Genomic DNA, 12,962 nt, shown 5'->3' on the forward strand with positions numbered 1-12,962 from the left:
AAGGGTGGTGAAGCTGTGACCGCTCCCGGGGAGGGGCCGGAGCAGGTCCGTCTGGTCCGTGTCGCGGACCTGGCGGACCTGCGCTTCGGATTCGCCGGCCTGTCGTTCCGGCGTCCGGCGGCACGCCGGGTCCTGGTCCGGACCGTGCCGGAACGCGAGGGGCTGATCGTCGTCACGTTCCCCGCGCAGCACGTCGTGGAGCAGGCGTTCTTCGAGTCGGCGGGGACCGGGCTGCCCGATCCCGTCCCGGTGCAGCCTCATCCGGCGCCGCCCGTCGTCTCCCGGATCGGCGGGCGCAGCACGCTGGTGTTCGTCGTGGGGCCGGACGACGAGGTGCCGTACACCGCCGAGGGCCTGCTGGAGGCCATGCGCCGGCTGCCGCTGCGTACGGTGGGCGAGGAGGGCCCGGCGAACCCGCTGCGCGACCCGGCCGGCGATCCCCGTACCGCGATCGAGTTGCCGTACCGGCTGTTGTTGTCGCCGCCGCCGGACGTGCGCTGGACCCACCGTACGGCTCCGGCCGGCACGGGCGGCGCCGGCCGGGTGGAGCTGTGGCACACGCGGGTGCACGACACGCGGGCCAGGGCCGTGTGGACCAGGGACTTCCCGGGCGACACGCCGGTCGAACCGCCGCCCGACCCGCTGACCACGTCGCTGACGCCCGCCGACCGGGCCGCGCTGGTGCACCTGACGAGCGACCGCGGCCTGTTCACCGAGCCGGGGCACCAGCCGTACGTGCCGGTGCCGGTCGAGGTCGGGCACCTGATCCTCTCCGCCCTGGGCGGCTGGCTCGACGCCCTCGGCAGCTGGGACCCGCGGCCGACGATCACGAACATCAGCCAGTGGCGGCACCGCGCGGCCATGGGCCGCGACCACTACGTACGGGTGCTCTACTCGGGCTTCCTGTGCCCCTTCGGGTACCGCGCCGACCTGGTGAAGGTGACCGAGCGGAAGTTCGACCCGGAACGTCCGGAACATCCCGCGTATCTCGCCCAGCGGCTCTTCATCACCTGCCGCGAACCGGTCAGGGAGTTCCAGCCCGGCACGGTCCGCCGGGACGCCGCCGGCCGGCGCCTCGACGCGCTGTTCCCGTTCCGGCGGGTCGAGCTGCTGACCCTCGTCACCCCCGACCTCTCGCCGCCCGCCAACATCCTGACCGCGCGCGACGGGCAGTACGCCTTCTTCCCCGCCGTCCGCGACCAGGACCCGTTCCTGTTCAAGGTGCGCGCGACCGACCTGGCCGGACGGGAGACCGAGTTCAGCACCCCGCTGCTGTTCCTCACCGAGAACTTCAACAAGGGCGCCGAACTGGTGGCGGCGGCCGAGGCGTACAACGCCCTGGACCCCGAACCGGTGGACCCCGGCGCGCCGCCCGCGCGGCTCAGCGCCGCGCTGCGCGGCGCCCGCGTCGCGGTCGCGCCCACCGCCGCGCCCGACGACACCACGGTCGAGGCCGCCCACCTGGTCTGGGGGACCGCCCTGCCGACGGACCGCGACGACCAGTTCTACCAGCGTGTCCCCGGCTTCCTCCCGGTGCTGCGGTGGGCCTCCGCGGTGGTGCCCGCCGTGAGCCGGCTCACCGGCGCGCTCGGGCCCCGCCCGGTCCGGTACGCCCAGCGCTACCAGGTCGCCGCCTTCGACCGGACCCCCGCGGGGCCGGGTGGTCCCGTCAACCCCGGCGAGGTGTTCCTGGAGCTGATCCCGGCGGCGGGCACGTCCCCGCTGGTGATGGACTTCGACGACCAGCGGGACCGCTCCGGCGGGCTCGCCGCCCCCACGCTCACCGTGGCCGGCCTGTCCCGGCTGACCGGGCCGGTCAGCGCCGCCAGGACGCCGCCCGCCGCCGACGCGGGCGACCCGCTCGCCACGGTGGCCGACGGCACCTTCCGCCCCTCGGACTTCTTCGACGCCATCGGCGCCAAGCTGTTCGGCGTCATCCCGCTGTCCGCCCTGGTCAAGGCGGCCGGCCTGGACAAGGAGCTGAAGGCGCCGCGGTTCGTCACCCAGACCGTCAACGCCGCCACCGGCTTCCTGGCCGACCTGCGCCGCGTCGAACGCCAGCTCACCGGCGTCGCCGCCCGCTTCCCGGCCGTCGCCGCCGCGGCCGATCGGGTACGTACCACCGCGCTGACACTCGTACGGACCGTCGAGGCGTTCATCGCGGGCACGGCCGACCTCGGCCAGGTGGACGCGGCCTTCCGCGACTTCAGCGCCGCCCTGGACGCACTCGGCGCCGGGCTTCCCGCCGACGTCGACCACGCGGTCGTCGCGCTGCTGGACCACCTGCGGCAGGCCATCGCCATCTGGGAGAACGCCCCCGCCGGGGTGCTGCCGCTGCGGCAGGCGATCGAGGCCGCCAAGGCCGGGATCCGGCTGCCGGAGTCCGTCGCCGCCCGCCTGGAGTGGACGCCCGACATCCAGCCCTGGTCGCTGCGGGAGGGCGACCCGCCGATCTTCGTGCCGCACGACGGCCACGGCGACCCGGCGCGCGAGGGCCGCTTCTCCGTGGTCGTCGACCTGCGCGCCGGGCTGCGTCCGGACGTGCGCCCGGCCGCCGACGTGACCTGCACGCTGGAGGAGTTCGACCTGGTGCTGCTGCCGGGCGTGCTGGAGGCGATGCGGCTGGACTTCCGGCGGATCAGGTTCACCGTGCGGGCCGGCGAGAAACCCGACGTCGAGGTGGCCTTCCGGGACGTCGAGTTCATCGGCGCGCTGTCGTTCGTCGAGACGCTGCGCCGGATCATCCCGCTCGACGGGTTCAGCGACCCGCCGACGCTCGACGTCTCCCCGAAGGGCGTCCTCGCGAGGTACGGCATGCCGCTGCCGAACCTCGCGATCGGCGTCTTCAGCCTGGAGAACATCTCCCTGAACGCCTACCTGGACCTGCCGTTCGCCGGCACCCGCCCGCTGGAGATCGGGTTCGCCTTCTGTCGCCGGGACGCGCCGTTCCGGCTCACCGTCTCGCTGTTCGGCGGCGGCGGCTGGTTCGGGATCGTGTTGTCGCCCGACGGGGTCCGCGCGCTGGACGCGGGCCTGGAGTTCGGGGCCGCGGCCTCCATCGACTTCGGCGTGGCGAGCGGCAGCCTGTCGGTGATGGCCGGGATCTACTTCCACCTGGACGCCGCGACCGGGCAGGCCGTCCTGTTCGGCTACTTCCGCGCCCGCGGCGAGGTGGACGTCCTCGGCCTGGTCTCCGCCTCGATCGAGCTCTACCTGGAGCTGGGGTACGAGGGCGGCGACGCGGTCGGGCGGGCCAGGATCACGATCACCGTCGAGATCGGGTTCTTCGAGGAGTCCGTCGAGATCAGTTGCGAGAAGCGGTTCGGCGGCGCCGGCTCCTCGCTGTCCCGCACCGCCTCGGCCGGAGTGCTGGAGAGCGGAGTGATGGAGGGCGGGTCGGCGGCGACCTTCGCCCAGATGATGGCGCCGTACCGGGATCCGGTGACCGGCGCGCGACGGGACCCGGTCACCGAGTACTGCGCGGCCTTCGCGGAGGTGGGCCGACCGTGAGCGAACGAGCGGAGCGTACGGACATGGGCACGTTCAAGGTTCTGTGGACGGTGTTGCCGGCCGGGCCGGCCGGGACGGGTGAGGTGCGGCTGTCCGTCGCCGTCGGCCCCCGGCTGGAGGCGCCGCGCGGCCGGCTGGACGACGTCGGGGAGTTCGTCGACTGGCCGCGGACCGTGCGCGAGACCGTGCTGCCGGCCCTGCGGATCGTGTGGGACGGGCACGCCGATCCGGTGGTCCCGCGCCCCGACCCGCGATCGCCCGTACCCGACTCGGAGTTGTGGGGCCGGATGTTCCCGGGCGCCTCGCCGGTGCGGTCGCGTTCCGTGGCTGTCGCGGGCGCGGCGGACACGGCCGGGCCGCCGGGGGTGCGGCTGCTGCGCTCGTTCCCCGCGGCGCTGGTCCACGAGCGGATCGCCACGCTGTACGACGACATCGGCAAGGTCGTGGTCGCCGAGCGCCTCACGCCCCCGGGCAGCGGCAACGGCGCCGCGGCCCGCGCCGAGCCGCCGTCGCGGCCCTGGCGTCAGCCGTACACCGGAACCGTCCGGGGCATCCCCGTGGTCACGGAGATGAGCAGGTTCACCGGCGATCCGCAGGCCGCCTACCGGGCCATCGACGGCATGATCGGCCAGGCGGGTGACGCCGCGGCGCCGTACGCCCGGACGTCCGGCGACCGGGCCGCCGAGCTCCGCCCCGCCACCGTCGACCGGACGAGCGACGCCTACCGGGACGACGAGACCAGGTTCGCCCTGGCCGAGGCCCTGCGCTTCTACGACCGGCCGAAACCCGCCGGAAGCGGCGGCCCGGCGGGCGCCGAGGCCGTTCCGGGGCGGCCGGAGCCGCCTGACGTGGAGTTCCACGGTGTCTGCGGCTTCCTGGCCGACTATCCGGAGTTGTGCCGCCGCCTCGGGCTCGTCCTCGACCTCGTGGTCCCGGTGCCCGCCGGGCTCGCCGCGACCGGCCGGCTGCGGGTGGCGTTCGAGGGCGTGCCCGCGGCGTTCGACACCGGCGTGTTGCGGCCGTGGACGCTGTTCGAGCACGTCGCGGGGGAGCGGTTCACCGCGGCGTCGCCGCCGGGCCACCCCGTCCAGGGCGGCTGGCTCGGCCTCGGCGGCCCCGACTGGACGGTCACCGACGCCGACATCGACGGCGCGGTCATCAAGGCGGCCGACTTCACCGCGCTGATCGAGCGTATGCACGAGCTGACCGGCCCGAGCGGCCAGCCGAGCGCGCGGGAGCTCGGCACCGGCACGACGGCGTTGCAGGGCGCCGGGCTCACCGTCTTCCACCGGGGACGGGACGCCTGGCTGGCCGCCCAGATCGGCGATGACGCCGCCCACCAGGCGGGAACGGGCGGGACGCCACCCGAGCTGCACGCCGGGCACCTGGTCCGCGGGTTCCGCGTCGACGCCGGGATCGTCGGCCCCGAGGGCGCGGTCACCGGCTGGTTGTCCCTGTGCCGCCGCCGCGGGTCGTACCTCATCCGCCGGAGTGGGCAGCAGCCGTACCGGATCGAGGGGATCGCCGACGACGAGGGCGCCGTCCGCGCCAGCGCCGTCACGCGGGACGCGACGCGGACCGACGAGCTGTACGTGCACCAGGCGCTGTTCGGCTGGGACGGCTGGAGCCTGGCCGCCCCGCTGCCCGGCCGCACGCTCGACCGGTTCGGCAGGCCGGTCGTCGCCGATCCGGAGGTGGACGAGCACTTCCCGCTCGACACCAAGTTCACGCCGGTGCCGGGCTCGCTGCCGGCGCTGCGGTACGGCCGCGCCTACCGGCTGCGCGCCCGCGTGGTGGACCTGGCGGGCAACGCCCTGGAACCGGCCGCCGAGGCGCCCGCGTCCGCGTTGTCGCAGGAGATCACGTACTCGCGGTGGGAGCCGGTCCCGCCGCCGGTGATCGTCGAGCGCGGACCGTTCAACGAGGGCGAGTCCAGCCGGTGCCTGGTCATCCGCAGCACCGTCACGGCCGCCGGCCGGGACGTGCCCGCCTGGGAATGGGCCCTGGAACGCCAGGACGTCCCCGGCCACACGGACGACCCGCCCGCCGCGGACGGCCTGAGCCGCCGGTACAGGCACTTCGACGAGCGGTTCGTCGCCCCTCCCAAGACGTCGTTGCAGATGGCCGAACGGCACGGCCGCTTCGACGACGCCATCGGCGGCGAGCGTCCGCCCGAGGTGCGAAGGAGGTTCTTCGCCGCGGCCGCGCGCGAGGCCGGCACGTTCCTCGACACCGTGGTCAGCCACGCCGACGATCCGAGCCGGACCCGCGACCTGCTGTTCTTCGGCGAGATCGCGGTCGCCAAGCACGACGCCGCCGACCCCGAGCCGCTCACCCCGCTGCCCGTGACGCGCGGCGCCGGGCTGAAGCGGGGCGAGTTCGTCGTGCACACCGCCGCCGAGCTGATCCTGCCGTACCTGCCCGACGTCCTGGCCAGGGGCGTCACGCTGTACGGCCTGCCCGGCGCGCCGCCGATCCATCCCGTCCCGTTCTACGACGACTTCCACGAGAGGTGGCCGGACGCGGGGCCGTTCGCGCTGCGGATCGAGGAGGGGGAGGAGGAGCCGCGCTGGCGGAGCTTCCCCCGGCGGCTCACCGTCCACCTGCCCAAGGCCGAGATGGCCACCGTACGGCTGAGCTGCCGGCTCACCGCGGCCGACCTCGGCCTCTTCCCCGTCTGGCGGCGCTTCCTCCACTCGGACTTCTGGCGCGACCTGACCGACGCCGAGCGGGCGCTGATCGCCGACGAGACCGCCGCCGGGCTGAACTGGCTGCTCACCCCGTACATCGAGGTCAGCCTGGTGCACGCCGTGGAACGTCCGCTGACGCCGCCCGAGCTCGCCGGGCTGAGCTTCGTACGGGAGCCGGACCAGCCCTTCGCCGACCTGCGCGGCACGCTGCGGTCGCACCCCCGCAGCACCGGGCACGTCGACGTCGACGCCACCTGGACCCGCTGGATCGACGACGTCGCCGAACCGGCCCCCCGCCGGATCAAGGAGCACGCCCACGTCGGCCGGGTCGAGCTGTCGTACGCCGACAAGGACGAGGTGCGCCTGCCGCACTCGGCGACCCCGCTCCGGCACGACTTCGGCGACACCCTGCACCGCAACGTCGCCTACCGGCCGACCGCCACCACCCGGTTCCGCGAGTACTTCCACCCGTCGATCACCGCCGACCCCGGGCTCGTCACCAGCCCCGGCGAGTCGAGCGCCGGGCCGGACGGCCTGGGCTGGCCGGTGCCCGCCGCCCGGCGGCCGGAGCCGCCGAAGCCGTCGTACCTGGTGCCGACCTTCCGGTGGAGCCGCCGGGTGGACCGCCGCGCCCGGCGGTTCGTACGGGTGCGCGAGGGGGCCGGTGTGCGCGTCTACCTGGACCGGCCGTGGTTCTCCTCCGGCGACGACGAGCTGCTGGCCGTCGTCCTCGACCCGCCCGCGCCGTCCGGGGGCGGGCCGCTGCCCGGCCATCTGGCGACCCGGTGGGGCACCGACCCCATCTGGTCGGACACGACCGTGCTGCCCCCGCCGGCCCCGGTGAACTTCCCCGGACCCATCGCGGCCGCCGACGGGCTCCGGCTGGCGGAGTCGGGCGAGGGCCGCGAACTGGTCGCGGCGGTTGTGGCCCACGAGCCGTCGTACGACGCGGCCAAGGGATTGTGGTTCGCCGACGTGGACGTCGACCTCGGGGCGGCCGGGCGGGACTCGGCCTACTTCCCGTACCTGCGGTTGGCCCTGGCCCGCTACCAGCCGTACGCACTGGCGGGGCTGGAGCTGTCGCCCGTCGTGCAGGCCGAGTTCGCGCAACTGGTGCCGCGCCGCACGCTGGCGGTCGAGGAGACGCCGGACGGGGGGCTGCGCGTCACGCTCTCGGGGCCCGCCGCCGCCACCGAGTTCGGCGCGCAGGCCGGTCCCGGGTTGCCCGGGGTCGCGGCGAGCCACCGCGTCACCGCGACCGTCCAGCGGCGTCCCTTCACCAGCGACGAGGAGCTCGACTGGGCGGACACCCCGGTCAGGACCGAGCTGACCTGCGGCGCGGCCCCGGGCGGGTTCGAGTGGTCCGCGGTGATCCCGCCGGCCGGGATGGACATCGTCTGGCAGTACCGGCTCCTGGTGGAGGAGCGGGAGCGCTACCGCACCGACCCGGGCACGGCCGACAAGAGCGTGGTGGTGGGCGGCGCGGCCCAGCCCGTCCCGGTGGGGGAGCGGCTGGCCCACGTGGACAGCGCGCCGCTCCGCGCCGGCCTCGGCAGGCTGGTCATCGACTTCGACGGCTGACCGGACGCGGCGCGGCTGCCGGCCCGGGGTTCGTACGCGGGCCGGCAGGTCAGGGCTCGGCCAGCAGGCTCAGGGCCCGGCCGGCGCCCGGCACGCGGGCCAGGTTGGCGCTGATGCACGCCGCGGTGTCGCGTACGGCGTCCGCCAGCAGGGGCAGCCGTTCCGTGCCGACCACCACGACGGCCGCCGCGGCCACCACGGCTCCCGTCGGCGCGCGTACCGGCGCGGCCACGCAGCCCAGGGGCGGCAGGGCGGCCTCGAAGTCGAAGGCGAGCCGCCGTTCGCGGGCGTCACCGATCCGCCGCGCCCACTCGGCCCGGGAATGCCCCTCCGGCAGGCTCCAGCCCGGATCGGGACGGAGGGCCGCCGGGTCGCCCACCGACAACACGACCTCGGCCGCGCTGGCCGCCGGCAGCACGACCCCCGGACGTATCCGGAAGACCTCCTCCACGGCCGGGTCGCCGATGCCCGCCACGACGATGACGTCGCCGCCGTCCCGGACCGCGATGGTCGCGCTGCACCCGGCGGCGGCCAGCCGCCGCAGCGGCTGTACGGCGGCCGTGCTCAGCACCTGGGCCGGCGTCCAGCGCTGACCCCAGCGGAACATGCGCGTGCCGATGCGGTAGCGGCCGCCGTGCTCGCGGTGCACCACGCCCAGGTCGGTGAGCCGGACGAGCAGCCGATGGGCGGTCGCCTTGGGCAGGCCGGTGGCCAGGGCGAGCTGCGTCAGCCCCGCCTCCTCGACCCGGGCCAGCTCCTCCACCACCGCGAAGGCGCCGTGCAGCACCCCGCGGCCGGGCACGGCCTCGATCCCACCCGCATGACCACAGCCGCCGGTCGAGCCGCCGGCCTCTTCCGGGCCGATTACCATCGCGCACCCCCGGGCCGCAGTGATCCCACCCGTTCGTATCACCGGGCCGCCGGGGACCCCAGGCTCCCCGTAGCCATATGTGACTTACTCGGCACTCTCCGTAGCGGCCAGGTGATCCCGCAGCTCGGCGTGGCGGAACTGGTAGAACGGCCCCACGGTCCGCAGGACGCCCAGCCGGTGCAGCTCGTCCAGGAAGCGCATCAGGCGGAACGGCAGCCGGCCCGACGGCCCGAGGTGGACCAGGGCGACGGCGGACGTCAGCCACATGTGCTGCCGCTTGTTCACCAGGCCGAACGACACGCCGAAGACGATCCCCATCCCAGCGTCCACGGACGGGGACGGATGGAACGCCACGACGGACACCTCGTTCATGAAGTCGACGGCGAAGCCGACGATCGCCCCGAGGAGCAGCGCGTTCATCAGTTGCAGGCCCACCAGGCCGCGGTTGACCCGCCAGGTGGACTGTGGGGTGAGCGCGGCGGTGAACGGCGGGAGCCGGTTCTCGTCCGCCGGGCCAGGAGCGCCGTCCTGCTGCCGCAGCACCCGCAGGCCCACCCAGCCGAGGCCGAGCCCCGCCAGCAGCGTGGCCAGGCCCGCCCGCCAGCCGTCCGTCCACGTCGAGTAGATCACCGCGGGCAGGCCGAGGCCGAACGGCAGGACCAGCAGGATCGTCGGCACGTCGGACAGCAGGCCGCGGGTGAAGTCCCGCAGCCGCCGGCGTACGCGCAGGGGGGCGAAGTCGGGCGTGCGGACGGCCTGCGCGGCGGACAGGCCGAAGCAGAGGCCGAAAGCCGCGCCGAAGACCGGCCCGTAGGTCAGCATGGCGGTCAGCGCGGCGGGAACGGCGAACACCAGGCCGCTCAACCAGCCGATCCAGGTACGGGCCACCGCCCGCGGCGTCCGGGACGCGGGCAGCGCCTGGTCGGTCAGCCGCCACCAGGCCAGGTCGGGCCCGCCGGGTCCGGACGGGAGGCGGGCCAGCCGGTGCGTCCACGCGGTGACGGCGGCCGGGTCCCAGGTGGCCTGCCGGATCGTGCCGTGCGCGTGCAGCAGCGCGGGGAGCAGGTTGTCGAGCAGGTGGACGCGCAGGGCCCGCTCGTCGTGGGCGTACTCGGCCGCCAGCGGGGCCGGGTCGGCGTCCGGCCGGTCGATGTAGACGGCCCGTACCAGCCACAGGCCCAGGGCGGTGGAGGTCACCTCGGCCAGGGCCGGCGCGGCGCCGTTCCTGAGGGCTCGGAGGACCTCGGTCCAGGCGGGGGAGTGCGCGGACACCCAGTCGCCCAGGTAGTCCGCCACGACGTCGGGGACCAGCGCCTTCGGCGCGATGACGGCGGCGGCCTTCAGCGGACGCCGTGCGGCGGTGACCGCGTCGCCGTACTCGGTGGTGCGCGAGGTGATGATCACCTGGTCGCGTTCCGTGAGCGTGCCGGACAACTTCTCGATCACCTTGGCGCGGGCCGGTTCGGGCAGTTCGTCGAGGCCGTCGAGTACCGCCAGGATCGAGCCGCGGGAGGCCAGGACGTCGGCGCCGTCCCGCCGGCCGCCCGGCGGGCGCAGGGCGGCGTAGTCGGTGCGCACGCGCTCGGCCACCCAGTCCTGGAACCGGGGGTGGGCGTCGATGTCCCAGTCGGCGACGGGCAGGAGCACCGGGACCGGGTCGTCGTCGGCCCGCGTACGGATCAGCTCCAGCGTCAGCAGGATGGCCAGGGTGGTCTTGCCCGTACCCGGACCTCCGGTGATGACCAGACGGCGGCGGCGCAGCGAGCGGAAGGCGACGGCGAGCGCGGCGACGTCGTCGGAACGGCCCGACACCGCCGGCTCGCGGTCGGCGATCAGGTGGGGATGGTCCATGAGCCTGGCCCGGCGGGTCATGTGCCAGGAGACCGGGATGCGCGGATCGCCCAGGGAACGGGTCACCACCTCCTCGCTCCACCGGTCGTGGACCAGCCGGGCGAGCTCCCGCATCGTCTCGGCGACGGTCCCGGAGGCGGGGGCGGCCACCCGCGCCGCCCGTTCGGCGACCAGCCCGGCGAACACCGCCGCCACGATGGTGCCGGCCAGCCAGGGGCCGCTCCACACACCGTCGTTGAGCACCTGGTTGGCGGCGACCGACACCGCGACCGGCGCGAGCACGGTAGACAGCCATAACGGCCAGGTACGCCACTTCCGCCCGGCTGCCATCCGGCCATGGTAGTGATCGTGATCCCCGGGCCGGGGGCATTCCGGCCCACCGGCCGGGGCACGTGATCAGGAGGCGGGCGGGGGCGCGCTGCCGTTGTAGAACGGGTTCTCGGGCAGCCGCTCGGAGGTGACGAGCAGCCGGATCACGCCGGCCTTCACCTGCCAGGCGTTCCAGACCGTCCAGTCCGGGCCGACCTGGCCGTCGGGCAGCGGCTCGAAGGACAGGCCGCCCGTCGCCGCGTCGACGCGGACGAGGCTGAACGTCGCCGACAGGCCGCGCCTGCGCGCCTCGGCCAGCACGTCGGCCACGGGGCGGCCGTTCCGTAGCCGGACCCCGTCGAACATCTCGCCGGGCGCCATGGCCGAGTCGAAGTTCGTGTACTCCTCGCCCGGCCTCGCCTGGCGTCCCAGCCTGACGTCGACCTGGCCGGTGAACGCGGCGGGGATGCGCATGACCATGACGCATCCGGCGTCCTGCCCCGGCTGACAGTCCTTCGGAGTCGTCCCCATCGAGAGCGGGACGCCGTCGAAGCGGGGACCGGAGGGGTCAGGCTCGGTCGTCGGGTCGGGGCCGGAGGATTTCCCGCCCGTGATGATCGCGCCGAGGATCTTCCCCACGCCGCCCGGCGAAACGGGCACCGGGCGCAGGCTGACGTTCAGGCCGACCGCATGGAACGCCTGTGTGTACGCACTGTGCTCGGCGAACGGGTCCTTGATGCGGGCGACGTACTGGTCGCCTTCCCTGCGGATCTCCATGGCGGAGTTGGCGTAGGACGCCGCCACGCCGCGGCCGTCCTCCAGCAGGCTCGGGCCCACCACGATGCCCGCGGCGAGCACGGACGCGGCAACCAGGCCCAGCGCGAGACGCCGGGGCGGGCGCTTGGCGGCGGGCGTCCGGGTGATCGTCCGGGCGGGCCCACCGGGCTCTTCGGACCTGATCGAGGTCAGCAACGCGCGTGCCCCCGTGCCCGCCGCGTGGCTGTCCGGCCTGCCGGGCTCCACCCGCGACAGCGGCCTCAGCAGCTCGTTGATCTCATCGGTGTTCCTCACGACGACCTCCCCGCCGGGATCATCCGGCTTGCTGTGGTGAACAGGACACCGGCCTCGTCGAGCGCGCGCGAGAAGCGCCTGCGGGCGCGGTAGAGCCTGATGCGTACGGCGTTGCGGGACAGGCCCAGCATCGCGGCGATCTCGTCGCGACCCAGGCCCTCCCAGGCGACCAGTGAGAGCAGCTCGCGGTCGTCGTCGGACAGGCCGCGGAACACCGTGCCGATCACGTTCAGCTCGACGCTGCTGCCGCTGTGGTCGCCGTACAGGTCGGCGAGCTCGGTGTCCAGCTCGACGCTGCTCAGCCGCTGCCGGGCCGTGCTGCGGCGGTGGTCGGCCAGCACCTTGCGCGCCACGCCGTACAGCCAGAGTTTGGCCTCCTGTCCGGGCGGCAGGTCGGCCACCCGGCGCCAGGCGATGGCGTAGGTCTCCGCGACGACGTCGGCCGCGTCCTGCGGGGAGTCGCAACGGCGCGCGGCGTAGGCGGCGATCTGGTCGAATGTCTCCCGGTAGACGGCCTCGAACCTGGCCGCCCCGTCGTCGTCATCCACGGGCGACTCCCATGGTTGATCTCCTTGTCAGTACGAAACCACGGACATCTCCTTACATGGCGAGAGATGGCCCACCATTTCGTACGAACCTTGGAAATCTCCGGGAAGTCGCCCTACTCCGGGATCCTGGGCTGGTCGATCGCCCACAACCACGTGCCGTCGGGCTGGCGGCGGGCCACCTCGACGGTGACGCCGCCGTCGGGCAGGCGGACCGAGGTGAGGGCGAGGTCGCCGTTGCGCAGGGTGGGCTGCTGCCGTCCGGGGGTGAAGACGGGCCTGTCGGCGACCAGGTGGGCATAGGCCCGGCGGATCTCGTCGCTGCCCGTGGCGACCCCGCCGTCCGGCAGGGCGAGCACCGCGCCGGGCTCGTAGAGAGCCACCAGGCCCTCGACGTCGCCGGCGTTGAGCCGCTCCACGACGAACCGGCTCAGGTCCTCCGGCCGCTCGGCCCGCTTCCCGCTGTCCGTCACCTGTGACTCCCGTCCGCCGTGCTGGTCCTGACGGCAGGTGATCATGCCAGGCGGGTACGAC

Annotated in this window: 7 protein-coding genes; 2 read left to right on the plus strand and 5 right to left on the minus strand. The window is 74.5% G+C overall.

Annotated features, from left to right (window positions below; all coding sequences use genetic code 11):
* Positions 1 to 15 precede the first annotated feature (15 nt).
* Both IEZ27_RS18615 and IEZ27_RS18620 read left to right on the plus strand, forming a co-directional pair.
* The gene (locus tag IEZ27_RS18615) at positions 16 to 3,510 is read left to right on the plus strand and encodes a hypothetical protein (protein ID WP_189648391.1); all 3,495 of its coding nucleotides are present in this window, start codon (positions 16 to 18) and stop codon (positions 3,508 to 3,510) included.
* Positions 3,507 to 7,781 carry a hypothetical protein gene (locus IEZ27_RS18620; RefSeq protein WP_189648392.1) on the plus strand — a complete coding sequence of 1,425 codons (4,275 nt, stop codon included), beginning with the start codon at positions 3,507 to 3,509 and terminating at the stop codon, positions 7,779 to 7,781. The genes IEZ27_RS18615 and IEZ27_RS18620 overlap by 4 nt, the downstream gene beginning before the upstream one ends.
* A gap of 49 nt (positions 7,782 to 7,830) precedes the next feature.
* Here the strand turns inward: IEZ27_RS18620 and IEZ27_RS18625 are convergent, their stop codons facing one another.
* From IEZ27_RS18625 to IEZ27_RS18645, 5 genes are all read right to left on the minus strand, one after another.
* The gene (locus IEZ27_RS18625; protein WP_189648393.1) at positions 7,831 to 8,652 is read right to left on the minus strand and encodes an IclR family transcriptional regulator; all 822 of its coding nucleotides are present in this window, start codon (positions 8,650 to 8,652) and stop codon (positions 7,831 to 7,833) included.
* Between the two features lie 84 nt (positions 8,653 to 8,736).
* Positions 8,737 to 10,833: an NACHT domain-containing protein gene (locus tag IEZ27_RS18630; RefSeq protein ID WP_189648394.1), complete on the minus strand. Its 2,097-nt coding sequence runs from the start codon at positions 10,831 to 10,833 to the stop codon at positions 8,737 to 8,739.
* Between the two features lie 66 nt (positions 10,834 to 10,899).
* Complete coding sequence (locus IEZ27_RS18635) at positions 10,900 to 11,883, minus strand: hypothetical protein (protein WP_189648395.1); 984 nt, start codon at positions 11,881 to 11,883, stop codon at positions 10,900 to 10,902.
* Positions 11,880 to 12,431, minus strand: coding sequence for an RNA polymerase sigma factor (locus tag IEZ27_RS18640; protein WP_189648396.1), 552 nt, complete (start codon positions 12,429 to 12,431; stop codon positions 11,880 to 11,882). The genes IEZ27_RS18635 and IEZ27_RS18640 overlap by 4 nt, the downstream gene beginning before the upstream one ends.
* 113 nt (positions 12,432 to 12,544) lie before the next feature.
* Entirely contained in the window at positions 12,545 to 12,901 is a 357-nt protein-coding gene (locus tag IEZ27_RS18645) for a YybH family protein (protein ID WP_229824109.1), read from the minus strand.
* Positions 12,902 to 12,962: the final 61 nt, after the last annotated feature.

The sequence above is a fragment of the Nonomuraea spiralis genome (genome assembly GCF_014648435.1).
Taxonomy (GTDB): domain Bacteria; phylum Actinomycetota; class Actinomycetes; order Streptosporangiales; family Streptosporangiaceae; genus Nonomuraea; species Nonomuraea spiralis.